At 31.6% G+C, this 24,796-nt stretch carries 20 protein-coding genes and 3 tRNA genes; all 23 read right to left on the reverse strand.

The annotated features are described in order from the left end of the window. Positions 1 to 10: 10 nt before the first annotated feature. On the reverse strand, positions 11 to 1,024 hold the full coding sequence (gene rfbB, locus H0I30_RS05110; RefSeq protein ID WP_218773224.1) for a dTDP-glucose 4,6-dehydratase: 1,014 nt from the start codon (positions 1,022 to 1,024) through the stop codon (positions 11 to 13). An 844-nt stretch (positions 1,025 to 1,868) separates the two neighbouring features. After that, positions 1,869 to 2,417, reverse strand: coding sequence for a dTDP-4-dehydrorhamnose 3,5-epimerase (rfbC, locus tag H0I30_RS05115; protein WP_218773225.1), 549 nt, complete (start codon positions 2,415 to 2,417; stop codon positions 1,869 to 1,871). A gap of 493 nt (positions 2,418 to 2,910) precedes the next feature. Further along, positions 2,911 to 3,786, reverse strand: a complete 876-nt coding sequence (gene rfbA / locus H0I30_RS05120; RefSeq protein ID WP_218773226.1) for a glucose-1-phosphate thymidylyltransferase RfbA — start codon at positions 3,784 to 3,786, stop codon at positions 2,911 to 2,913. A gap of 34 nt (positions 3,787 to 3,820) precedes the next feature. After that, positions 3,821 to 4,831, reverse strand: coding sequence for a UDP-glucose 4-epimerase GalE (gene galE / locus H0I30_RS05125; protein ID WP_218773227.1), 1,011 nt, complete (start codon positions 4,829 to 4,831; stop codon positions 3,821 to 3,823). Between the two features lie 35 nt (positions 4,832 to 4,866). After that, positions 4,867 to 5,841: a sugar transferase gene (locus H0I30_RS05130; protein ID WP_255554304.1), complete on the reverse strand. Its 975-nt coding sequence runs from the start codon at positions 5,839 to 5,841 to the stop codon at positions 4,867 to 4,869. A gap of 74 nt (positions 5,842 to 5,915) precedes the next feature. Then, positions 5,916 to 6,683, reverse strand: a complete 768-nt coding sequence (locus tag H0I30_RS05135; protein ID WP_218773228.1) for a glycosyltransferase family 2 protein — start codon at positions 6,681 to 6,683, stop codon at positions 5,916 to 5,918. A gap of 25 nt (positions 6,684 to 6,708) precedes the next feature. Beyond that, positions 6,709 to 7,509 carry a glycosyltransferase family A protein gene (locus H0I30_RS05140; RefSeq protein WP_218773229.1) on the reverse strand — a complete coding sequence of 267 codons (801 nt, stop codon included), beginning with the start codon at positions 7,507 to 7,509 and terminating at the stop codon, positions 6,709 to 6,711. A 1-nt stretch (position 7,510) separates the two neighbouring features. Next, positions 7,511 to 8,422, reverse strand: coding sequence for an O-antigen ligase (locus H0I30_RS05145; RefSeq protein ID WP_218773230.1), 912 nt, complete (start codon positions 8,420 to 8,422; stop codon positions 7,511 to 7,513). A 346-nt stretch (positions 8,423 to 8,768) separates the two neighbouring features. Next, positions 8,769 to 9,539, reverse strand: coding sequence for a glycosyltransferase (locus H0I30_RS05150; RefSeq protein ID WP_218773231.1), 771 nt, complete (start codon positions 9,537 to 9,539; stop codon positions 8,769 to 8,771). 284 nt (positions 9,540 to 9,823) lie between these two features. Then, complete coding sequence (locus H0I30_RS05155) at positions 9,824 to 10,696, reverse strand: ATP-grasp fold amidoligase family protein (protein WP_218773232.1); 873 nt, start codon at positions 10,694 to 10,696, stop codon at positions 9,824 to 9,826. A 37-nt stretch (positions 10,697 to 10,733) separates the two neighbouring features. Beyond that, on the reverse strand, positions 10,734 to 11,960 hold the full coding sequence (locus H0I30_RS05160) for a flippase (RefSeq protein WP_218773233.1): 1,227 nt from the start codon (positions 11,958 to 11,960) through the stop codon (positions 10,734 to 10,736). Positions 11,961 to 11,975: 15 nt separating this feature from the next. Further along, on the reverse strand, positions 11,976 to 13,037 hold the full coding sequence (locus H0I30_RS05165) for a Wzz/FepE/Etk N-terminal domain-containing protein (protein WP_218773234.1): 1,062 nt from the start codon (positions 13,035 to 13,037) through the stop codon (positions 11,976 to 11,978). Positions 13,038 to 13,047: 10 nt separating this feature from the next. Then, on the reverse strand, positions 13,048 to 15,489 hold the full coding sequence (locus tag H0I30_RS05170) for an SLBB domain-containing protein (protein WP_218773235.1): 2,442 nt from the start codon (positions 15,487 to 15,489) through the stop codon (positions 13,048 to 13,050). Next, a complete protein-coding gene (locus H0I30_RS05175) occupies positions 15,479 to 16,495 on the reverse strand; it encodes an NAD-dependent epimerase (protein WP_218773236.1) in 1,017 nt (338 codons plus the stop codon). The genes H0I30_RS05170 and H0I30_RS05175 overlap by 11 nt, the downstream gene beginning before the upstream one ends. A gap of 6 nt (positions 16,496 to 16,501) precedes the next feature. Continuing rightward, complete coding sequence (locus tag H0I30_RS05180; RefSeq protein ID WP_218773237.1) at positions 16,502 to 17,830, reverse strand: UDP-glucose/GDP-mannose dehydrogenase family protein; 1,329 nt, start codon at positions 17,828 to 17,830, stop codon at positions 16,502 to 16,504. Positions 17,831 to 17,835: 5 nt separating this feature from the next. Then, positions 17,836 to 18,264 carry an adenylyltransferase/cytidyltransferase family protein gene (locus tag H0I30_RS05185; RefSeq protein WP_218773238.1) on the reverse strand — a complete coding sequence of 143 codons (429 nt, stop codon included), beginning with the start codon at positions 18,262 to 18,264 and terminating at the stop codon, positions 17,836 to 17,838. 25 nt (positions 18,265 to 18,289) lie between these two features. Then, complete coding sequence (locus tag H0I30_RS05190) at positions 18,290 to 19,228, reverse strand: Gfo/Idh/MocA family protein (RefSeq protein WP_218773239.1); 939 nt, start codon at positions 19,226 to 19,228, stop codon at positions 18,290 to 18,292. Beyond that, positions 19,228 to 20,511 carry a nucleotide sugar dehydrogenase gene (locus tag H0I30_RS05195; protein WP_304650869.1) on the reverse strand — a complete coding sequence of 428 codons (1,284 nt, stop codon included), beginning with the start codon at positions 20,509 to 20,511 and terminating at the stop codon, positions 19,228 to 19,230. Before H0I30_RS05195 ends, H0I30_RS05190 begins: the two co-directional genes overlap by 1 nt. Positions 20,512 to 21,301: 790 nt before the next feature. Beyond that, positions 21,302 to 21,679, reverse strand: a complete 378-nt coding sequence (locus H0I30_RS05200) for an HU family DNA-binding protein (RefSeq protein ID WP_218773240.1) — start codon at positions 21,677 to 21,679, stop codon at positions 21,302 to 21,304. Between the two features lie 1,522 nt (positions 21,680 to 23,201). Then, positions 23,202 to 23,276 (reverse strand) — tRNA-Val (locus H0I30_RS05205). A 34-nt stretch (positions 23,277 to 23,310) separates the two neighbouring features. Continuing rightward, positions 23,311 to 23,385 (reverse strand) — tRNA-Val (locus H0I30_RS05210). Positions 23,386 to 23,419: 34 nt separating this feature from the next. Next, positions 23,420 to 23,494: transfer RNA gene (locus H0I30_RS05215), tRNA-Val, on the reverse strand. Between the two features lie 61 nt (positions 23,495 to 23,555). Continuing rightward, positions 23,556 to 24,764, reverse strand: coding sequence for a folylpolyglutamate synthase/dihydrofolate synthase family protein (locus H0I30_RS05220; protein ID WP_218773241.1), 1,209 nt, complete (start codon positions 24,762 to 24,764; stop codon positions 23,556 to 23,558). Between the last annotated feature and the right edge of the window lie 32 nt (positions 24,765 to 24,796).

A 24,796-nucleotide genomic window follows, 5' to 3' on the forward strand; every position in this document is an offset into this window, starting at 1 on the left:
ATGACATTTTCTATTTCTTTGCAATAGCATCCAACCAAACCTGATTGCCTAAATACCATGCGATTGTTTTTTGCATGCCTTCTTCAAATTGCAACGAAGGTTTCCACCCTAGCTTCTTTTTCAATTTAGACGCATCAATGGCATACCTATAATCATGTCCTGCCCTATCCGTTATATGAGTGATCAACTTTTCTGAAGTACCAGGTTCTCTATCCAATAAAACATCCACTTCTTTAATCAGCAAGCGAATCAAATCGATATTTGTCCATTCATTCTCTCCCCCTACATTATAGGTCTCACCTACTTTTCCGTCATGAAAAATAACGTCAATGGCATTTGCATGATCTTCTACATACAACCAATCTCTAATATTATCTCCTTTCCCGTATACTGGCAGTGGTTTATGATGCACGATATTATTGATGAAAAGCGGAATTAATTTTTCAGGAAACTGATTCGGCCCGTAATTGTTAGAGCAATTAGAAATTACAATTGGCAATCCGTAGGTATCATGAAAAGCGCGTACAAAATGATCAGAAGATGCTTTGGAAGCCGAGTATGGCGAGTGCGGATCGTACGCGGTTTGCTCTGTAAACAAGCCTGTTTCTTGTAAAGTACCGTACACCTCATCCGTAGAAATATGATAAAACAATTTCCCTTCAAAACTATCTTTCCAGCTATGCTTCGCGTTTTCTAATAAATTTAGCGTACCCAAAACATTGGTTTTTACAAAGGCAAAAGGATCGGAAATAGAACGATCTACATGCGATTCTGCCGCTAAATGAATTACCCCATCAATCTTATGCGTTTCAAAAATATTTTTCACCAACACGGCATCACAAATATCTCCTTTTATAAAGGTGTAATTGGTGTTATTTGCAACATCTGCAACATTGGCAAGATTGCCTGCATAGGTTAACGCATCTAAATTGATGATATGATAGTCCGGATATTTACTTACAAACAAGCGCACCACATGCGAACCAATAAAACCTGCACCACCGGTAATTAAAATATTTTTCATTACTAAAAGATAATTATGATAATTAATAAAAGAAGTCCGAAATTTACGATTATTCTACCAATTTAACTTTGCTATGCTTAACGTCATGCTGAATTTATTTCAGCATCTCATCTAGGTTTACCCTAATCTTTAGCTTTTTCCGATAATAATTGTCAATTCGAGTGGTTTTAATGACTAAAAGGAAATAAAATTGTATCGAGAATTTGTTTCTTTAAGTCGATAAGTTTTACACTAAGAAAGTTCTCGATACAATTTTTTGAAGAAAAAAAATCACTCGAACTGACAGTTGATTTATTTTCTTCAGATAGTTGATGCAATGATGATTGTCAATTCGAGTGGTTTTTAATGACTAAAAGGAAGTGAAATTGTATCGAGAATTTGTTTCTTTAAATCCATTAATGTTACACTAAGAAAGTTCTCGATACATTTTTTTTAAAGAAAAAAAATCACTCGAACTGACAGTTGATTTAATTTCTTCAGATAGTTGATGCGATGCTGATTGTCAATTCGAGTGGTTTTAATGACTAAAAGGAAGTAAAATTGTATCGAGAATTTGTTTCTTTAAGTCGATAAGTTTTACACTAAAAAAGTTCTCGATACAATTTTTTGAAGAAAAAAAATCACTCGAACTGACAGTTGATTTAATTTCTTGATAGTTGAAGCGATAATCATTGTCAATTCGAGTGATTTTAATGACTAAAAGGAAGTAAAATTGTATCGAGAATTTGTTTCTTTAAATCCATTAATGTTACACTAAAAAAGTTCTCGATACAATTTTTTTGAAGAAAAAAATCACTCGAACTGACAATGTATTTGATTTTTAAAGAGGCTCAAAAGCAATATTTTAAAAAGGTGTTTCAAAGTTTTCAAACGACTCCAAAATTGTATCTTTTGATGATAAAATAATTTCTTTTGGATTGATTTTCCAATCAATATTCAAGCTAGTATCGTTATAAATAATTCCAGCATCACACTCTGGCGCGTACCAATTATCCACTTTATAGGCAAAAATTGCTTCTTCAGACAGGGTTACAAAACCATGTGCAAAACCTCGTGGTACAAACAATTGTTTTTTATTTTCTTCGGATAATTCTACCGCTACATGTTTTCCGTAGGTGGGTGAATCTTTCCGGATATCCACTACCACATCCAAAACCTTTCCTTGAATACAACGCACTAATTTTGCTTGTGCAAAGGGTGGTTTTTGAAAATGTATCCCTCTTAAGGTACCGAAAACAGATTTCGATTCGTTGTCTTGCACGAAATTTACAACGCCTAGCTGTTCGTTGAACTTTTGTTGATTAAAAGACTCAAAAAAATAACCACGTTCATCTTTAAAGACGCGAGGTTCTATAATTACAACACCTTCAATTTCAGTTTTGGTAAAAATCATTAGCATTATTTTAAAAAACAATCAAATTTACTAATAATAAATGGAGTACGAGTTTCTTTTAAAAATGAAAAAGAGCTCATCATTAAAGTAAACGTCCTATTGGAATTAATCAGATTCCTGCCTTCGCAGTAATGGCATTTTTTGTTGATGCGATGCTGAAATAAATTCCACATGACATTGCTCTTATAATAACGTAATTCACGGCAACCTAAACTTGTTTCAGGTTCGCATCCCACATATAAAATGTGCCGCTTTAATAAATTCAGCATGACATTGCTCTTATAATAACGTAATTCACGGCAACCTAAACTTGTTTCAGGTTAACATCCTATAATAATGCGATGCTGAAATAAATTCAGCATGACGCGGTTATAGTAAATTAATTCACGTCAACCTGAACTTGTTTCAGGTTCTCATCCTACTATATATGTATGTGATGCTGAAATAAATTCAGCATGACGCTACTAAATTATAAATTTAAACGAATATACCATTACTCTTTTACCAAGTTCAACAAATATTGTCCGTAGCCACTCTTACGCAAGGGTGCTGCGAGTTTACGTACTTGCTCTTTTGTGATATAGCCCATATACAAGGCAATCTCTTCCAAACAAGCTACTTTTAAACCCTGGCGTTTTTCTATGGTTTCTATAAACTGACTTGCTTCTAATAACGAATCATGCGTGCCCGTATCTAACCACGCAAAACCACGACCCATAAGCTGTACTTTTAAGGCGTCTTTTTCTAAGTAAGATTGATTCACCGAAGTAATTTCCAACTCGCCTCGTTCTGAGGGTTGTACTTTTTTAGCCGTTTCAATAACATTGTTGGGGTAAAAATACAAGCCCACCACTGCATAATTCGACTTCGGATGCGCTGGTTTTTCTATAATCGACAACGCATTTCCGCTTTCATCAAAATCCACCACGCCGTAACGTTTTGCATCTTTTACATAATAACCAAAAACAGTTGCTTTATTAGCATTGACAACAGCATCTTTTGCCGACTGTAACATTTCTGGCAATCCGTGTCCGTAAAAAATATTATCGCCTAAAATCAAGCAAACAGCATCATCACCTATAAAATCTTCACCAATAATAAAAGCTTGTGCCAAGCCGTCTGGCGAAGGTTGTTCGGCATAACTTAATTGGATTCCTAAATCAGTGCCGTCTCCTAACAATTTCTCGAAATTCGGTACATCTTCTGGAGTTGAAATTATTAATATCTCGGTAATGCCCGCCAACATCAATACCGATAACGGATAATAAATCATTGGTTTATCGTAAACGGGCAATAGTTGTTTCGACACCCCTTTGGTTATCGGGTACAACCTAGTTCCTGATCCGCCTGCTAATATGATTCCTTTCATGTATTGACCGTCTTTTAATAACTAAACTTTAAAATTATTTTTGCTTTTCTTGCCATTGCCAAGCAGAAAGCAAACCTTCTTCAAGCGTTTTATCGGCTGACCATCCTAAAACTTCGTTTGCTTTTGTTGTATCTGCATAAGCTGCTGTGATATCGCCTTCTCTTCGCGAAACAATTTTGTATTTTAGCTTTGTATTAGTTACTTCTTCAAAAGAATTAATAACCTCCATTACAGAAGTTCCTTTACCAGTACCAATATTAAATACCTCATATGTTAAGTTACTGGTATTTTTAAGCAATCTATTTAATGCGGCTACGTGGGCTTTAGCCAAATCTACTACATGTATATAATCTCTAACAGCTGTTCCGTCTTCTGTTGGGTAGTCATCGCCAAAAACAGCTAATTCCTTACGAATACCTGCTGCTGTTTGTGTAACAAACGGAATAAGGTTTTGTGGTGTGCCTATTGGTAACTCTCCTATCTTTACAGATTCATGAGCTCCTATTGGGTTAAAATAACGCAATGCAATAGCTTTTATACCATATGCTTCAGAACATTCCTTTAATATTTCTTCTCCAACTTTTTTAGTATTACCATATGGCGATTCAGCCTTTTTTATGGGCGCATTCTCTGTTATAGGTAACTCATCTGCCTGACCATAGACAGTACAAGACGAACTAAATATTAAATTATTTATTTCATTCTCCTTCATTGACTGTAATAAATACACCAAACTATTTATATTATTTTCATAATACTTTAAAGGATCACTTACACTCTCGCCAACAGCTTTAGATGCCGCAAAATGTATTACACCATCAACTGTATTTTGTAAAAAAAAGTTTGCTACTTCTTTTTTATTTCGTAAATCTATTTGAAAAAATGCTGGTTTAACGCCCGTTATTGCCGTTATCTGGTCAACCACCTCTATCTTGCTATTAGATAAATTATCTATAATCAAAACCTTATATCCCAATTTTTGTAAATCAACAACAACATGAGATCCTATAAAACCTAAACCACCAGTTACTAAAATATTTTTCATTGTCTTTTGCTCTTTTTGGAAACAAAAGTACTATTTTAATTACTATTCATCGTAAAAACAATCTGAACTGTTTTCAGTAATATTTTAAAATCTAATTTCCAAGAGTACTTTTTTATATAATACAAATCGTACTCTAACTTCTTTAAATTTTCTTCTGGTGTAGCTTTCGGCATATATATTTGAGCCCAACCAGATACACCGGGTCTTATCATATGCCTTAAATTGAAAAAAGGATTCTCTTTACTATACTCTTCTACGTATTTAGGCTGTTCTGGCCTCGGGCCAATTAAACTCATATCGCCCATAAGAATATTATAAAACTGGGGCAATTCATCTATTTTAGACAATCTTAAAAACTTACCGACAGGTGTTATTCGGCTATCATTTTTCACAGTAAAACCCCCATCATTGTTTTCCATAGTACGTATTTTGTAAATTTTAAACTCTTTACCTTCTCTCCCAACACGTACTTGTGAATAAAACATGTTTCCTTTTGAGGTTATTTTTGTTAAAAAACACCCTAAAATAATTAAAGGAAAAACAAAGGGAAACATTACCAAAGAAAACAACACATCAAAACTTCTTTTAAAAAAAGTTAGCCTTCTCTTTCTTTTTAGACTAAAAATTTCGTCCGAGAAATACTGATTGTCTTGAATTTTTATAATTGGAATCCTTTTATTCACACATTCATAAAAATTTTCTGAATCATAGATTTCAATACCCAGCAAACGCAAATTAACCAATTCACCAACTTCTTTATTAGACAATTGGTTTAATTGTGTTTTCTCAAAAACAACAACTTTTATATTGTTCTCTTTTATGTAACAAGTAATAGCTTTGTCGTGTAAATTTAAATCTTTATGAAAAATAATTTCATACTTGTCAGATATTTTACTACTTGTTAATAACTTATCTAATGATTTATTTAAATTTACAAACAAACATCTTTCTTTTTTTAACATAACCATGCTCTGAACTAAATCATTCTCTTTTAAAGTAATTAAATTCATTCCCTTTCTTTTTTAGCTTTTTTTGCTAAATTAAGGAAAATTTATTGTTGCCAAAAAATAACATGTTTATATATCTATTTAAAATATTTAAACAAACCTTTAATAGAATAATGTAAAAAAAGGTAAATCGAATTTAAAAAGCTTACTTCTCCACATTCTCTTAACACCCTATAATGATATACTGCTGCTTTAAATTTATTACTAGAAATAGAATTTGACCGCACTCTATAAAAAGCTAAAACCTCATCATAAATACCTTCGGTGTGCTTTATGTCTTTAAAAATGGTAAGCCATAAACCATAGTCCTGTCTTTTTCTAATAGTAGGCATATACCTTTTACCTAATACATTCGTGTCATAGATTGCTGTTAAGCATCCTATAGTACAACTTTTTAACAAACTATTAAAGGTTGTTTTCTTGGGGGGAAAAATTTTTGCTCCCTTAACACCTTGTTCATTCATTTTTTGATAGGCTGAATAGGTAAAAGACAGGTTATTTTTTAGCATAAAATTAACTTGCTTGTCTAGTTTATCATACTTCCATACATCGTCACTATCACAAAAAGCAATAAATCTACCTGAAGCATTTTTAATAGAATTATTTCTAGCTATTCCTGCCCCTCCGTTTTTTTCAAGTTGAAATAGTTTTATCTTAGTTGTTTTTTGCTGATATTCTTTTATAATATCAATTGTTTTATCAGTAGATCCATCGTCTGTTATTAACAGTTCCCAATTAGTATATGTTTGATTTAGTATACCTTCAATGGTTGCTGAAATAAACTCTTCAGAATTATACGAAGGTGTTATTATAGATACTTTATTGATGTTTATATTATCTTTCATTACTGCTTTAATTTATTTTTTTCATTCACATATTAAACCCTTTATAAAAAAAACCAAAAAACATTGTCACCTTTTTAAAAGTTTTCAACCTACTTCTGTACCTATATAAAAAATACACGAACAATAAGCAACCAAATACACCTGATATCCTTCTAGAGTAACCACCTAAAAAAACCATATATTCCTGATTAAAATCAGTTATTTTACCAGAACTCTCATAAGGGTGGTTTACTATGTAAAATGGATAGTAAAATATTTTCATTTCTTTTAATATAGCATCTCTTATAAAAATACTTTCTTCTCCTCCTTTAGAAAACTTAGTTGAACCTAACCCAAAATTTTTATCAAAAACTAAATCACTAGTAATGATGCTTTTTCTTCTAAAACATATTTCAATACTACTAATATTTTTGAAGTTTAAAAAAGTGATTTTTTGAACCTTCTGTTTATAATTCTTATACTCTTGCTCACCTTTATTAGTTTTGATTTTACCAGCAAACACGTCTAAACTATCATCTTTGATAAATTCATTTTTTATTTTATCAATGTAAGAATCTTTATACCTAACATCATCATCTGCTATTATACAAATATCTGAAGTTGCATGTTTGATACAATTATTACGATTCATTGATAAACCTTTTTCTTTACAGAAAAAGATACTTACATCTTTTCTTTGTTTTAAAACATCCGGTATTTCATACGCTACGTTATTTATTTCCTGAATAGAAATAATATAAGAAACATCTGCTCTCGCTTTTAATAATACAGAAGGCACATTATTTATATTAGTATTTATAGTTGCAATAAGTATATCTACGGTCATATTAGAATAATTCTTTTTTAATCTTTAAAAATTCTAGCTCGGATAACACATAAAAAATCCAGAAATACAACATATATGGCAAGTTTCTATTATAATCGTTTGAAGTATTAAACAAACAGAAAACTGTTAAAAATATAATTAAAAACAAACCTAATGCTTTATTATTCTCTTTTATTTTAAATGATAAAACATAAAACTTTATAATTAAGCATAAGTATAATAATACTCCTAAAATACCATAATTAATAAAGGTAGACACAAAACCATTCTCTATCATAAAAGCATTGTAATTCTGAACATATTCAGCTTTAGGGTTTGATGTACCAATACCTTTACCCCAAAAATACTCCATAATATTCATATTAGAAATTGCGTAATTCCAATTAATAACTCTTGCATTAGATGTATACTCATTTGTGTCAAAAAGGTTTTCAAACCTTGCTAAAACTAAATCAATATTAATATCCTTTAAAAAAACACTTCCTAAAAATCCTAATATAAAAACTACTAATGAAATAAAAAACACTTTATTAACGTAACCATCAATAGCGAAAAACACCGATAAGAAAACTGTAAAAATAAAAACTATTAGAGAAGTTCTACTAAGTGTAAGTGAAACGATAAAAAAAGTAAACAGCAGTGCTATTGGATACAAGAACTTTAACAAAAGTACTTTGTTACGATAAATCATATATAAAAAAGAAGCCATCCAGATTGATAAGGTAGCTCCTAAATTAATAGGATTTCCAGTTGTTGACATTAAACGTTGAACGGAAAACCATCTAATATGAGGAATATCCTTTAAGCTTTTTCTATATAATAACTCTAATAGTTCTTGATCCATAAATTCTAAGAACGCAACTAAAAGTGTAACAATACCTTGATAAAAAATAATTTTTATAAAAATATCCAAATAGTTAATGTTGTAATTATTAGCGTTAAAAATAAGCAAAGCCAAAAACGGAAATATAAATTCAAACTTAAATCCATCTAATTTTAAAAATAAAGAACTGGAACCTACCAAATGAAAGAAAACATAAATTACATAAACTCCTAATAAAATTGATTCCTCTCTAATTTGAATATTTTTTTTTACAAAAATATTAATCAAAAACAAAAAAATAGAGAAGACTACAAAAAGGTATTTTATGGATGTTAATATATTCAACGGTACTTTTAAGAAATAATTGATTTGCGCAACAATTATTGACCAAAAAGGAAACAACACGAATATTAGAATCAATATATAAGAATTAATTTTAGCTATTCTCATACAATAATCTATATTTATCAGCTATTATATTAATATCATATTTATTTTTCATGATTAAATAAGGGAGCTTTTTTTCAACAATTGAGTCAATAAGATCAATGTTTATTTTTTCAAATGAATCGGATAAAATAAAACCTTCTTCTCTGTCATTAAATATTTCAGCTATTACCCCATCTAATTCACTAGTAATAGGAACACAATTATTAGACATAGCCTCTAAAACAACATTTGGCAAACCTTCTTTAGAGGAAAAAAACAGAAGGGCTTTTGAGTTATTTAAAATATTTTGAGTTTCTTTTTTAGACACAAGACCGATAAAATTTATTCTTTTTCCCATACCAGCTTCGTCAACTAAGTTAAAACATTTTTTAACATAATTGTCATCAAATTCCGAGTTGTCTTTTACATCCTTATAGGGTCCTACTATATTTAAAATAGCATCATTAATATGCGAATAATTATCTATAAAATACAAAATACTTTCGTAAGTTCTTTTTCGTTCACAAACCAAACCTACATAACTAAAGTTTTGTTTTTTTTGTTTTAAAGATTTTAAATTATCTTGAAGTTCAACTCCATTTGGTATTAATTTTATTTTTGAGGCGTCAATATATTTAGAATTTATTTCCTTATTTTTTTTTGATAAAACAACATTAACATTTATTTTTTTTAAAATATAATGCTTTATACTCCAAAAGCTTTTTTTATTTAGACTATCGAAATCATCATTTCCTAAAAGAGTTGTTTTTAAAATCATTTTTCGTTTTAAAACAAACCCTAAAACAAATGCAATGGTAAAAAAACCGTGATAGTGATACGTTGTTATGTTTTTAGTTATCGTTTTATATAAAATGATAAAAAATCTTTTAAAACTACTAGAAGGTAAATCAACTACTTCTATTAAATCGTTTACACTATAGCTTTTGTAGTTGCTGTGGTTCGTGTTAAATATTAATATTTTTTTTTTTACAGTTTTTGCCAAAAGTAACGCTTGCTGAGCCGCACCACTATAACTATCTAATTTATATACGAAATAAGCTATCATTGTTTTTTAGGTAGTTTAATTAGGTTTCCATAATATAAATCTTTTTCTTCAGGATAAAATTGCCCATAACCAGAAGTGGGGTGAAACGTAATTTCACCAAAAAAAATTTTATCTTCGAAAAAATAAAAATCTACTCGACAAAAACAAAAATCAGACGCCAATTTCTCCGCTAATTTTATCATTGATTCCAATTCTTTTGGCTTAGGAATATCATGTCCATTTAGAATTTCTTTAGGCCATAGAATTGGTAATAAATTCCAATTTATATCATAGTTATTTCTCTTATGGACATCTTCTTTATTAAAGTCAACATTAATCATCTCAGCATTACCATTGAAACATTCAAATTTATAATCTTCAATTCTAGTTCCATTGTTATTTATTAATAACTTTTCTACAATTATAAAAGGCTCTATATTTTTATATTGCCACTCTCTTCCTGCCTTATAATAATTGACTTTTAAGGATTTTGATAACTTAGCTCTAATTTCTTTCCAATTTTGACTTTCTTTATTCTTTATTATAAAATACGTTCCACTATCATGGTTTGTTTTTATAATTACCGGGTAATTTGGTAAATTATCAGGAGTAATATCATTAACGTTTTTCGTTGATAGTACTAGTGGTATTAAATACTCTTCTCCTAAAACTTCTTTAATATGGTTTCTTACTTTTAACTTATCTGCACAAACTGTATGTAAAGGGGTACGGTCGTACAACTTTAGCCATTGCAATTTTTCATTTAGAGTTTGAGGTGATTTTAAATTAAGAAATTTATTAAACTTTCTATAATATTGTATTTTTAAAAACATTTTATCTGATAAACAACCAGATATCCACTTTTTAATTTTAACTGTTAAGACTTTCATATATTTTCTTTTTAAATCTTTTTTATTACGGTATATTTTATAATTTTACACTTTTACTATAGGTGAGAAAAGCCATAACTAATCTTGTAAAAACGACCGTTATTGCTGCCCCCATAGCTCCAAAAATAGGAATAAGTATTAATGCTATAAAAAAACCAATTACAGAGTAAACTATTGTAATATTTCTCATCAACCTGTCTTTTTTTAATATTAAAAGTTTATTATTTCCATAAGCAATACCAATGGACAAGAATAAGGGGCTTAAAGCTAGTATATATATATATAGTAAACTATTTTCACCGGTAGTACCAAAAACAAGAGGTACTAGGAATCCTGAAAAAGCAAAAACACATACTGAAAACAATAGCCCTACTCCAATTGTTATTTTCGTAATCATCTGCATTTTAGAGGAATCTTTATTTAAATAAGGAAAAGTTGCATTTCTTATAACATATAAAAAGCTATTTAAAACTCCTATTAATTTAGATGCTAAAGCATAAAAACCAACAAACTCTAAAGGTGCAAAGAACCCTAATAAAAAAGTTGAAAAATTATTATACATGTTTGGCAAGAAGTCAATTACAAAAACATCCCAACTTTCTTTAAAATATTTTTTAATTATTTCAATTCTTTGAAATTCAAAAACTACGTTAAACTGTTTCTTAAGTATAAACAAAGATATTACTCCTGAAAAACAGCCCCCCAATGAATTAAAAAGAGGTACCAAAAAAACATCATTCTCTTCTTTTAAAAAAATGAATATTGCCACAGTAAAAAGGCTTTTTGAGATAATATTTAAGTACGTTATATATTTCATATTCTCCATACCTTGAAAAAACCAAATAGGAAAAAATGCTTGACCAACCACAATACCAAATGTGAACAGATAAAGTTTACTATGCTGGCTAAATACATCTACAAAAAAAACTAATATTAATAACACCATAAAACACAATAACATTAATATTGCTTTTATAGTTATTACACTACCAAATATTTCTTTTAATTTACTTAAATCTTCTCTATGAACAGCGACTTCTCTTGTTGCTGTTAAATTAAAACCATAATCTACAATAATATTAAAATACATTATGGTAGCTAAAGAAAAGGCCAATAATCCATAGTTTTCAGCACCAACCACACTTATTACATAAGGGATTGTCACTAAAGGTAGAACCATGTTAAAAATTTGGAGTATTGCTAAAAAAGAAAAATTCTTTAAAACTAAAGAGTTAGATTTTATTATATTTCTTAGTTTATTCATTAAATTAAAATGGATTTAATTACTAGCTATGAATAAAGATTTCTTTAACTTTAAATAAAAATCATGCACAAAAACATAAAATATCGAAAGAAATAAACTCAATAACAAACCTATTATAATTAATAATTTTTTACTTAGACCTGATTTTTCTATTGGAATAAAAACAGGCTCTATTATAGATATAAAGGGTGTGTTCTCATTAATTTCCAACTGTTTTGTTGCTATTTGCTTTTCAAGCTCTGAACATACATTAAAAAGTAAATCATATCTAGATCTTAAATCGAGTTGTTTAATTTTAGATCGAGCGCTAGATAAATATTGATTTTTATCCTCAAAAGAGGCCAACAAAATTTGAATATCCTTAAACTCTTTATACTTTTCTTTATATCTTTCTTCAATAAACTTTAAATCATTCTCATTTTTTTCATTTCTTAAAAGCCTTAGCTCCTCTTTTAATATATTCACTGCATTTATAACTAACTCAGAAGAAGCTAATGCCTGAGGAAAAGATGATTCGATGGTTACAATATTTTCCTTTGCTTCATATTTAAATCTCAACACATTTTCAATATTTTTAAAGACGTTCATTTCAAAATCCCCATAAACATTAACTTCAGGTAAACTAAGAACAGGCTCTTTTTTATTTTTCTTTTTAAAGTCAAAAATTGATTTTATCCTTGAAAAGATAGATGTTGGTAACTCCTTATAATACTGTTTATAGGTAATTTTTGAATTAGTATCATTTCTGGTAATAGTTATAAAACTATTTGCCATCTTATCTAAAAACGGTTTACTCTCAATAATTTTTGAGTAAATTACAGGAGAAATAACCTCTGTGCTTTTGCTTTTTAGATTAATTCCTGCCAAGGAAGCAACCCCTCCTAATCCAGACAACAATGAATTTTGTTGCGAACTTTGTGGAATAAAAACGATCTTAGACTCATATTTCTTTTCATACAAAAAGAAAGTATAAACTAAAGACACCAAGAAAACAACCAAGAAAATTATTTTAAGAGTCTTCTTTTTTTTATATATTTTTTGTATTAAAAAAGACAAGTCTAATTTATCATTTTCCATTTCAAGTAATTTATTTATCCGTTAAACTCTTTACCAACACACCCAACGTTGCCAAACCTGTAGTAATTGCAATTACTTCTTGTGTTGACATCTTATTTTTGTTTTCAGGTTTATTTGGAATTAAAATAACCGAGCCTGGTTTTACAGTAGGATATGATTTAAAAAATAAAAATCGTTTGGTGGTTTTAATATCTCCATTGGCGTGAATTACATACGCCCTGCTTTTTTTTGCATTCGCTGAGAATCCCCCAGAGTTTTCTATATAATGCTTAAAGCTCTTCCCTTTTTCGTAGCGCACTAACGATGGAGACAAAACTTCTCCTTCTACTTTTACCGTTTGCCTTTCTGAAGGTATGAAAAGCTCATCACCTTCTTCTAAGATTAAATCGTATTTAGATCCTTTACCGCCTTTTGCTAAGATTTCGTTTAGATCTATTCCTATTTTAAAAGTTTTCTTTTGTTTAATTTCATCTTCGGTAACACTTGAGGTGTCTTTTTTTGAAAAGTCGGCAATCATTTCTTGCTGCTTCACATCTTCAACTTTATTATTTTTTCTTGTTAAAAAAGCACCTTCGATATATGCATATTTTGTTAAACCGCCGGCTTGTGCAATTAAATCTGAAATTCTTTCGTTTTTTGCGCCAATAGAATATTCTCCTTCAAAATTTGCCTCTCCTTTTATAAATACTGTTTTTTGTTCGGTATATCCTTTTAAGTAACGTACCGAAACGATATCAAAAGGCATTAGCATAAAATTATTATTATCGCTTCCTTGTAAAGAACCACTTGCTTTTAAATCAAAATTCTTACTTATTGTTTCAAAACGACCATCTTTTAATCGTCTAGAAACATCGATCATCGTAGCATCTGCACCGTCTTTTAATCCGCCACCTAACGCAATTAAATCTTCTATTTGCATGCCTTGCATGTATGGAAACTTAGCCCCTTTATTAACTGCTCCGTTAATGGTAATAAATTCTTTTTCTTTTAATTCCTCTTTCGAAAAAACATACACACTATCGTTTGCCTTTAACAATAAATTTTCATTGTTGTTTCTTAATGAAAAAGACACTGTTTCTTTTGTTGTTGTATCGTAGCTACGTACAATAATACCTCTATCTAAAAAAGCTTCTTTGGTTACTCCTTCCGCTTTTATAAGTAAAGACCCTAATGATAAGTCTTCTTCATACTCATAGTTACCTGGCTGAAAAACAGCACCTGCAATACTAACTTTATTTAAAAACTGATTAGATACTTTATTGATTGTTATAAAATCTCCGTCTTTTAACTTTTCTTCCGTGAAAGCTTTAAAAGGAATCTCTACAATTTCTTTTTGTATACCGTTAATTCTTTCGATAACTACATTTTGTTTGTACGCCTCTGATGTAAAACCACTACAGTATGTTAATAAATCGGATACCGTTTCGGATGCTTTCATTTCATACAAACCAGGTCTTTTAACAGCTCCTTTTATGGTAACTATTTTAGCATAAGGTTTTACAATGATAACATCCTGGTCTTGCACCGTTATATTACCAGCTTCGGAACCGTTGATTAAAAAATCATAAAAATCGAAATCAGCTACTTTTTCACCTCCTCTAAATAATCGTATATTTCTAAAAGTTCCGTTTTCGGTAGGTCCTCCTGCTGCATATAATGCGTTTAATATGGTTGAAAAACCACTTAACGAATAAGAACCTGGTACTTTAACCTCCCCCACGATGCTTACCTGAACATTTCTAACCTCTTTTATAGAGACAGCTATATGCACTTTATTATAACTGTTAGCCGAAGCACCAATACCAGCGTAAATTCTTTTTAAATAATTTTTGATTTTAGATTTTGCTGCTTTTATAGGCAAGCCTACCAATTGAATATAGCCAACACCCTGAATATTAATGGCGCCTTGCCTATTTACTTTTTTCTCGTAATTAGCTTCGGCAGCTCCCCATAAATCAATTGAAAGTACATCGCCGCTACCTATTACATAATTTTTAGGCGTTGCTACATTTAAATTGGGTGTGAATGAGATGTTTGGATTGTTAAAAAAATCATAGCCAAATAGTAATGATTTTTTAGTTTTTTTACTTTCTTGTCCTGTCAACCCAAAAAATAATTGATTTTCTGAAGTACTAGTATTCACCGATGTATCTCGTGATTTGCTTTGATTACTTGTTGAAGTACCTAAATTTCGTATTCTAGTTTGTAATTTTTGAGCTTGAATCTCAGACATTCCCCTAGTTTTGGCCATTGCCAATGCCTGTGCTACCGTATACCCTTCTTCTTTAATTTTATCACGATAACCAGCTACTTGTTCATCTGATAAACTATCTACCTCAATCGTACTCAACTGTTGCTGACTGCCTTGCGCATAGTTTGTAAAGCTAGCGAACATGATAAAAACCATTAAAATACTTTTTAATAGTTTTTTCCCTATTATTTTATTTTTCAATTGCATAATTTTTAAACCAATTAACAAATTCTTTAATTCCTTTAGGCAGCAATGTACTAGGTTTATAGTTATAATCTTTTATAAGATCATTTACATTTGCCCATGTTTTTTCAACATCTCCCGGTTGCATTGGTAACATTTGTTTTTGAGCCTCTTTACCAATGTTTTTTTCTATTTCTGCTATAAAATCTAATAATTTCACCGAATTATTATTCCCTATATTATAAATCTTATACAAGTCCCTATCTTTTATTTCAGAGACCAAAATTCGCTCAATACCTGCTACAATATCATCTACATAGGTAAAGTCTCGTTGCATTTCACCAAAGTTAAAAACTTTTATAGGTCTATCGTTTGCTATTGCATCCGCAAATAACATAGGAGCCATATCGGGTCTTCCCCAAGGGCCATACACCGTAAAAAAACGCAAACCTGTAGTAGGTATTTTATATAAATGACTATAGGTATGTGCCATTAATTCGTTGCTTTTTTTGGTTGCTGCGTATAAACTCACAGGTGTATCTACCTTATCTTCTTCTGAAAAAGGTATTTTTGCATTTGCCCCATATACACTAGAGCTACTTGCGTAAAGCAAATGCTTAATATTATTATGTCTACAACATTCTAGTATATTTAAAAAACCTACAATATTACTCTGTATGTAAGCATCCGGATTCTCTATACTATAACGCACACCTGCTTGGGCAGCTAAATTACAAACAACATCGAACTTTTCTTTTTCAAATAAAGTCGTTAATACTGCTTTATCCTCTAAATTTATTCGCATAAATTTAAAGCCATTATGAGAACTACTTGTAGTTTCTTTATAAAAAACAGCGGCTTCTTCTTGTTGTATGCCTAATTCTTTTAAGCGATCGTACTTTAAATTAACATTATAATAATCGTTAATATTATCGATTCCTATAACAGTATGACCTTTGTCTAATAGTTTTTTAGACAAATGAAAACCAATAAAACCCGCAGCTCCTGTAACAAGTATTTTCATTTTATATTAGTTTTGTTTTCCTATTTGATGGTACTCGAAACCTTTATCTTGTAAGTTGAATACATTGTATTGATTTCTACCGTCAAAAATTATAGGGGCACTTAGTTGTTGTTGTACTTCTGAAAAATCAGGAGAACGGAACTCTTTCCACTCTGTTAATAGAATTAAAGCATCTGCCTCTTTTAACACTTCGTATTTTGATTCGTAGTATGAAATACCTTCAACACCTTTTAAATAGAAATGCTGTGCTTCTTCCATCGCTTTCGGATCGTATGCTTTTATGGTGGCCCCGCGCCTAACCAGTTCTTTTACTACATAAATAGCCGGTGCTTCACGCATATCATCTGTACCCGGTTTAAAGGCCAGTCCCCAAAGGGCAAAAACCTTTCCAGATAAATTTTCTCCGAATCGCTTTACAATTTTCTCTGCAATCACAAACTTCTGACGATTATTAACTTCTTCTACAGATTGAATTAATTGTGCGTTGTAGCCATTTTCTTCGGCAATTTTATTTAATGCCTTTACATCTTTAGGAAAACAAGAACCTCCATACCCCGCTCCTGGATAAATAAAACTATACCCTATTCTAGCATCTGAGCCAATACCAATACGCACTTGATTGGCATCTGCGCCTACCTTTTCGCAAATATTAGCAATCTCATTCATAAAAGAGATTTTAGTCGCTAACATGGCATTTGCAGCGTACTTTGTCATCTCTGCAGAACGAATATCCATGGTTATAAGACGGTCGTGTGCTCTTAAAAAAGGACTGTATAATTCTTTCATTTTATCAAAAGCATAGGCAGATGCAGCGCCAATAACCACTCTATCTGGCTTCATAAAATCATCGATAGCAGCGCCTTCCTTTAAAAACTCAGGATTTGAAACCACATCAAATGTTATATCTTCTCCTCTGGCATCTAATTCTTGCTGAATCGTAGCCTTCACTTTATCTGCTGTTCCAACAGGTACGGTAGATTTATCAACCACCACCAATCTTTTAGTCATCTTATTACCGATCTCTTTGGCTACAGACAATACATATTGTAAATCGGCAGAACCATCATCTCCCATAGGAGTTCCAACAGCGATAAAAACAACCTCAGCATCTTGTATAGCTTCTTCTAGTTTCGTTGTGAAAAATAGATTTTTATTGGCAATATTTTTTAACACCATGTTTTCTAAACCTGGCTCATAAATAGGTATAATTCCTTCATGTAGCTTGTCTATTTTATGTTGATCTATATCTACACAGGTTACTTTGTTTCCCATCTCTGAAAAACAGGCTCCTGAAACCAACCCTACATATCCTGATCCGACAACTGCTATATTCATGCTTATTATTTTTTATTTTTTATACTTTCTTTTTCAGCTACTTCTTTGCGTAATTCACTACTAGAAAAACGATGTTCTCGTTTGTTGTAAAATAAGGTGATGCCTTTTTCTTCGCAGTACGCACGTCCTGTAAAATTTTTATCAGCGTATTCATCTCCTAAAATACGTACATCTATTGTAAAAGATTGCAATACATCTTCTAAATCTTGCTCGGTAGCATACGGTACTATTTCATCTACATACTTACACCCTTTTAATTGGATATATCTTTCTACTACAGATTGTATGGGTTTGTTTTTTTCGGGTCTATCAACCGTAGGGTCTGTTTGCAAACCACAAATAAGGTAATCGCATTGTGCTTTTGCGTCTTCTAGCATTTTAATATGACCCGCATGCAACAAATCGAAAGCACTAAAGGTTATTCCTATTTTCATTTTTTTCTTTTTTGCAAATATAGATTTATCTATTTAAAAACAAATGTTTCTCTCCTGTATTAACCAATTCGGTATTTCTAATAGCATGTACAATTTCTATAGATTGCTTGGCATCTACCAATCCGAAACCGTTTCCTTTTAAAATACCTTTATAACTTTCGGTATGCAACTCGGTAAATCCGCCACTAAACTCTATTTCTTCTCCATCTACAGTGATAGAACGGTAGGTTCTTTGTCCGTTTTCTTGCACCTGCTTTGGCAGCGAATTTTCATCAATAGATAAAAACCAACGTACTCTGGCATTTTCAAATTCTAAATAACCTGCCGATTTATCTTTTTCTCTTAGATGCACAAAATTTTCTTGCACCTCACCAAAAACCCAAGAAAGCATATCGTAAAAATGGACTCCGATATTGGTTGCGATTCCTCCCGATTTACTTTCATCTCCTTTCCAGGATGCATCGTACCAGTTACCACGAGAAGTGATATAGGTTAAATCGATATCATACTTCCCTTTTTTATTTTCAGCATCAACTTTTTTCTTTAAGGCAATAATACTAGGATGCAATCTTAATTGCAAAATGGTATTAATTTTATTTCCTGACTCTTTTTCTATGGCTTGTAAAGCATCTACATTCCAAGGATTCAACACCAACGGCTTTTCACAAATGGCATCTGCGCCTCTTCGCAAAGCCATTCGTATATGCGAATCGTGTAAGTAATTGGGGGTACAAATACTTACATAGTCGAGCTGTATATTTTGCTGGCGTTTAATTTTTTCGATATGACGATCGAAACGCTCGAACTCCACAAAAAAATCTGCCTTCGGAAAATAACTATCCATCACACCCACACTATCAAATTTATCGAGCGCAGCGATTAAGGTATTGTTCGTATCTTTTATAGCTCTTAAATGACGTGGCGCTATATATCCGGCAGCACCTATTAAAGCAAAATTTTTCATTATAATGTTTTATCTATTAATTCTTGAGGCAGGAAATTCTTTACATCATATACAACTCCGTTTTCCTTTTTTAACCGCAACAAATCTACTTCTTTAAATTCGTTATGTGATACCGCCAACACAACAGCATCATATTTTTTAGCGTAAAGCTGCTTATTTAAAGTGATACCATAGGCATCTGAAACTTCTTTTTCTCTAGCCCACGGATCGTAAATATCAATAGTAACTCCGTAGCTTTTTAAAGCGTGATATACATCAATTACTTTTGTATTTCTAATATCGGGACAGTTTTCTTTAAACGTGATTCCTAAAATTAAAATCTCAGCGTTTTTCACTTTTACATCTTCTGAAATCATCAACTTCACAACTTCTGATGCAATATGATTCCCCATACTGTCATTTAAACGCCTTCCTGATAAAATTATTTCGGGATAATACCCAAATTGTTGCGCTTTTTGGGCCAAGTAAAACGGATCTACACCAATACAATGTCCACCTACCAAACCAGGTTTAAAAGGTAAGAAGTTCCATTTAGTACCTGCAGCTTCTAAAACATCACTAGTATTAATATTCATTAAGTTGAAAATTTTAGCCAACTCATTTACAAAAGCAATATTAATATCTCTTTGACAGTTTTCTATTATTTTCGAAGCTTCTGCTACTTTAATAGAAGGTGCCATGTGTGTTCCTGCTGCAATGACCGACTGATATAAATCATCCACTTTTTTAGCTGTTTCTTTAGTAGAACCCGAAGTGACTTTTAAAATATTTTCTACCGTACGGATTTTATCTCCCGGACTGATTCTTTCTGGTGAATAGCCGACATAAAAATCTTGATTTAATTTTAAGCCTGATTCTTTTTCTAATACTGGTACACAATCTTCTTCTGTAGCTCCTGGGTAAACGGTAGATTCATACACCACAATATCGCCTTTGCATAAAACACTTCCTATGGTTTTACTAGCACTTAATAATGGCGTTAAAATAGGTTGGTTGTTTTTATCTACGGATGTTGGTACCGTAACAATATAATAATTACAGTTTTTTATAGCATCAGCATTACTAGTAACAAATAAGCCTTTTTCATCAGAATCACTGTCTACTAAAACAGTTTTTAACAAAGCGTCTTCAACCTCTAACGTTACATCTACTCCCGACTTTAATTCTTCAACTCTTTTAGATTTTATATCGAAACCAACAACCGAATATTTAGTTGCAAACAATCTTGCTAGAGGCAATCCCACATAACCGAGGCCTATAACAGCGATTTTCTTTTCTTTCATAATATAAATTTAAGCAAGTTGCGAATGTACAAAAACATTATTAAAAAGAGAATAATCTATGGCTGATTTCACTTTCAACAAAAACACCTAAACTACTACAAACAAACCAGTTACTCCTAAATAATTATTTTTTTTTTGCAACACCACACATGTCTACTACATACCACTTTACAACTATTATCTAAAAACACCCACGCTTTAAAATATTTTACACCCATCTATTTTAGCTTTAGGATACATAATTTGAAATAAACAACCTGAATAACAACATCTTTTTAACTGCCATACGTTTTTATAGTCCGCAAACACCGAAATCAAACAGTTTACATCGCTTTTTATAGCTAAAGTTCACAATTAGTACCTACTAAAATTAGCAGCGCTATACCCCATAACCATTAAAATTGACACCTATTATTTACCCTGGAAATTACAAAACAGCAAAACTCAACACATTTTTCAACTAAAAAAATAGAGCATCCCTTCCTTAACACAGCGTTTTTCACGTTAAAAAACACATAACAGAACTGTTTTACACCAGTTTTATTAGGTGTTTTTTTTGATACTAGCCTCCTTAACGTCGGAATTAAAGCGCAGCAGTAAGCCGTAACATAAGATTGGTTTGTTTACGCTAACTCTAAAGTTTCTTTTACTAAAAAGATGCCTAACTTTTAAGTAAAACTATCGTATGTTTTTTAAAAAGATAGGGAGTTTTTTTACCTTAAAAAAAGAAACAAAAAAAAACCTCAATAGCAAAAGCTATTGAGGTTGGCACTAACTATTCTTTTAAATACTACTTAAATGTAAAAGCGACATTACTTAACATATTACGCATTCTTTTATCTGGTCTAAAATTGATATGCGCCTTTTTAATAGCGCTCGATGTCAATTCCTCTTCAGTGGCAACGCCTTCCGAGCGTACCCCTATTTGAAAAGACCCTAACTTATCTAACTTTACAATTTTACCTTGCGACAATTCGTCGATAACATTATGCAACAACGATAGCAACACGGCGTAACAGTCGGCTTCTCTTACCGTACTTTGATTTGATACCAAATAAGCCAACCTTTCTAAATCTGTTGTTCCGTTTGATATTGCTTGTGCATAAAATTTTTTATCCGCTGTTCTGTCCTGCGGATTTGGACGCTCTATTGATTTTACTTTAACCATGATTTTATAATTTACTATATACAAAATGTGTAGTTTAATTTAAGAGCACACTACACAGACTTCTCTAAAGTTTTTATCTAAAACTAGGTTCTTACACCTACGCCCATCCTTCTTAAGAACAGCATCTCATTAAATAACAAGTACTTAATGGCGTTTTTTTCATTAAACTTAATCCATAACCTACCACCTGCGACTTGGTATATCGCTTTAAAAATTAATCATTTTTTTTGGTAAGTTTTAAGAAGTATTGTAATTTTGAAGTCCGAATACAAAAAACAAATACTACGTAAAGTGTTACCGTTTTAACAAAGAGTCTTAGAGCACCAACTTTAAGACTTTTTTGTTTTTTATAAAGATACTACAAACTTCCCCTCCTCAAAAATCTTTCTTTCAAAGAGTTATTAACATTTTAAAGCAATTTTTAACCATTTATATAAAAAAAACGAAGCTCACTTCACTTTTTTAAAAAAAACAGCTTAAAAACTCTTAAAATTAAAACTACCCAATTCACCATAATCACCACCAAAACAAACTAACAAATATTAATAAGTAAAGAAATCACTCCAATTACCAGTGTTTTTTTCTTTATAGTAACAGAAAAGAGAGGTTAGAGATTAGTAGTTAGTAGTTAAAGAAAATACTAAAACCGACATAGCATTTGGAAGCGAGTGTCAAACATTTGAAAAAATCTTAAAAACAAATACTGTCTGAGCAAAGCGAGTTCAGTTGTTTTGGATTTCAAAAATTGTTATGACCACTGAAAGTGCAAGACTAGATTTTTGTGAAGCCTGTGCTGAACTTGATTCAGTATTCAGCAATGGGAAAGAAAAAGAGAAATTAAAGATTAGAGGTTAGAGGTTAGAGGTTAGAGAAAATAAAACACAAGAAACTGAAAACCGACATAGTTCTTACAAGCGAGTGTCAAACATTTGAAGAAATCGTAAAAACAAATGCTGTCTGAGCAAAGCGAGTTCAGTTGTTTTGGATTTCAAAAATTGTTATGACCACTGAAAGTGCAAGACTAGATTTGTGTGAAGCCTGTGCTGAACTTGATTCAGTATTCAGCAATGGAAAAGAAAGAGAGAAATTACAGATTAGAGGTTAGAGGTTAGAGGTTAGAGGTTAGAGGTTAGAGGTTAGAGGTTAAAGAAAATATTAAAACCGACATAGTTCTTACAAGCGAGCGTCAAACATTTGAAGAAATCGTAAAAACAAATGCTGTCTGAGCAAAGCGAGTTCAGCTGTTTTAGATTTCAGAAAATAACTTTGACCGCTGAAAGTGCAAGACTAGCTTTTTGTGAAGCCTGTGCTGAACTTGATTCAGTATTCAGCAATGGAAAAGAAAGAGAAGAATTACTATTAAAGAATCCAGTTAATTAGTTAACTGAAACCACTACCGCAAATACAACCCTAATGAGTTTCACTCAAATAAAGTTTTTTGTTTTCAAAAAACCACGAAGCAATCTTCAGGTTTTTGAAAACAAAAAATCCTGATGAAAATTCATCAGGATTGTGATTGATGTGGGCAATGAGGGATTCGAACCCCCGACCCCCTCGGTGTAAACGAGGTGCTCTGAACCAACTGAGCTAATTGCCCGATTTTATTTTAATTCCGTTCGGCAGGAATGTTGTGGGCAATGAGGGATTCGAACCCCCGACCCCCTCGGTGTAAACGAGGTGCTCTGAACCAACTGAGCTAATTGCCCGATTTTATTTTAATTCCGTTCGGCAGGAATGTTGTGGGCAATGAGGGATTCGAACCCCCGACCCCCTCGGTGTAAACGAGGTGCTCTGAACCAACTGAGCTAATTGCCCTCAATTGCGGGTGCAAATATAGTATTGTTTTAGAAAAAAACAACACTATTTTAATTTAATTTTATAAAATTTCTGCCACAACAAACGTACTCCCTCCTACATACACAACATCTTCTTTAGTAGCCCGCAAACTCGCTGCTTCAAAGGCTTGATTTACAGAACCAAAAGAATCACCAATGAGATTATGCTCGTTTGCGGTTTCTTTTAATATTTTTTCTGACATGCCTCTCGGAATCGCCGGTTTACAAAAATAATAAACAGCATTTGTTGGAAATAATGGTAAAATATCTTTTAAACTCTTATCCGAAACCACTCCTAATACAATGTGCATTATTTTGTAATTTTCTTTTTTAAGCTGTTTTAAAGTATAAGATAAGCCTTCTTTATTATGAGCGGTATCGCAAATTATTTTCGGCTCTTCTTGTAGAATTTGCCAACGCCCTTTTAAATTGGTATTTTTAACAACGTTCAACAACCCTGTTTTTATATTTTTTGCTGATATTTTAAATGCTTTTAATTGCTGAATAGCTTTTACGGCTGTTTTTGTGTTCTTGACTTGATAATCACCTAATAAATCAGTTTTATAATTATCTTCTTCATCCGAAGCAAATAGAATTTCAGCTTTACAAGCATCCGCTTTAGCGATAAAAACACTTTCCACCTCTTGTTGACGCTCTCCAATAATAACTGGAACTCCGTTTTTAATAATTCCTGCTTTCTCAAAAGCTATTTTTGGTAAGGTTTCTCCCAAAAACTGTGTATGATCTAAACCGATATTCGTAATTACCGACACTTCGGGCGTGATAATATTGGTAGAGTCTAATCGCCCCCCTAAACCGACCTCTATAATAGCAACATCAACTTGTTGCTTTGCAAAATAATCGAATGCCATGCCTACCGTCATTTCGAAAAAAGAAAGGCCTTGTCTTTCTAAAAAAAGTTTGTTTTCTGATATAAACTCTGCGACACTCTCTTTATCTATCTCTTCTCCGTTTATTCGGATACGTTCGGTAAAATTTTTAAGATGTGGTGACGTATATAAGCCTACTTTATAGCCTGCTTCTTGTAAAACACTCGCTAACATGTGACTTGCAGACCCTTTTCCGTTGGTACCACCAACATGAATTGTTTTAAATTTTTTCTCCGGATTCCCCAATTCATTACTTAGAGCAATACTATTGGTGAGATCTTTTTTAAAAGCTGTTTTACCCTGATTTTGGTACATTGGCAATTGCGCAAACATCCAATCTAGGGTTTCTTGATATGTCATATAGCTGTTTTATGATCTGCGAGTAGTACTAC

It is taken from the genome of Tenacibaculum sp. AHE14PA, from assembly GCF_019278465.1.
In the GTDB taxonomy this organism is placed as follows: Bacteria; Bacteroidota; Bacteroidia; order Flavobacteriales; family Flavobacteriaceae; genus Polaribacter; species Polaribacter bernardetii.

What these genes read in the sequence shown, in the direction of transcription:
- H0I30_RS05200 (WP_218773240.1), bottom strand. Translation starts at nt 21,679, where the DNA reads ATGGTTAAAGTAAAATCAATAGAGCGTCCAAATCCGCAGGACAGAACA.
- rfbC (WP_218773225.1), bottom strand. Translation starts at nt 2,417, where the DNA reads ATGATTTTTACCAAAACTGAAATTGAAGGTGTTGTAATTATAGAACCT.
- H0I30_RS05165 (WP_218773234.1), bottom strand. Translation starts at nt 13,037, where the DNA reads ATGGAAAATGATAAATTAGACTTGTCTTTTTTAATACAAAAAATATAT.
- H0I30_RS05135 (WP_218773228.1), bottom strand. Translation starts at nt 6,683, where the DNA reads ATGAAAGATAATATAAACATCAATAAAGTATCTATAATAACACCTTCG.
- H0I30_RS05150 (WP_218773231.1), bottom strand. Translation starts at nt 9,539, where the DNA reads ATGATTTTAAAAACAACTCTTTTAGGAAATGATGATTTCGATAGTCTA.
- H0I30_RS05190 (WP_218773239.1), bottom strand. Translation starts at nt 19,228, where the DNA reads ATGAAAAATTTTGCTTTAATAGGTGCTGCCGGATATATAGCGCCACGT.
- H0I30_RS05130 (WP_255554304.1), bottom strand. Translation starts at nt 5,841, where the DNA reads ATGAATTTAATTACTTTAAAAGAGAATGATTTAGTTCAGAGCATGGTT.
- H0I30_RS05160 (WP_218773233.1), bottom strand. Translation starts at nt 11,960, where the DNA reads ATGAATAAACTAAGAAATATAATAAAATCTAACTCTTTAGTTTTAAAG.
- H0I30_RS05195 (WP_304650869.1), bottom strand. Translation starts at nt 20,511, where the DNA reads ATGAAAGAAAAGAAAATCGCTGTTATAGGCCTCGGTTATGTGGGATTG.
- H0I30_RS05220 (WP_218773241.1), bottom strand. Translation starts at nt 24,764, where the DNA reads ATGACATATCAAGAAACCCTAGATTGGATGTTTGCGCAATTGCCAATG.
- H0I30_RS05180 (WP_218773237.1), bottom strand. Translation starts at nt 17,830, where the DNA reads ATGAATATAGCAGTTGTCGGATCAGGATATGTAGGGTTGGTTTCAGGA.
- H0I30_RS05185 (WP_218773238.1), bottom strand. Translation starts at nt 18,264, where the DNA reads ATGAAAATAGGAATAACCTTTAGTGCTTTCGATTTGTTGCATGCGGGT.
- rfbB (WP_218773224.1), bottom strand. Translation starts at nt 1,024, where the DNA reads ATGAAAAATATTTTAATTACCGGTGGTGCAGGTTTTATTGGTTCGCAT.
- galE (WP_218773227.1), bottom strand. Translation starts at nt 4,831, where the DNA reads ATGAAAAATATTTTAGTAACTGGTGGTTTAGGTTTTATAGGATCTCAT.
- H0I30_RS05140 (WP_218773229.1), bottom strand. Translation starts at nt 7,509, where the DNA reads ATGACCGTAGATATACTTATTGCAACTATAAATACTAATATAAATAAT.
- rfbA (WP_218773226.1), bottom strand. Translation starts at nt 3,786, where the DNA reads ATGAAAGGAATCATATTAGCAGGCGGATCAGGAACTAGGTTGTACCCG.
- H0I30_RS05155 (WP_218773232.1), bottom strand. Translation starts at nt 10,696, where the DNA reads ATGAAAGTCTTAACAGTTAAAATTAAAAAGTGGATATCTGGTTGTTTA.
- H0I30_RS05175 (WP_218773236.1), bottom strand. Translation starts at nt 16,495, where the DNA reads ATGAAAATACTTGTTACAGGAGCTGCGGGTTTTATTGGTTTTCATTTG.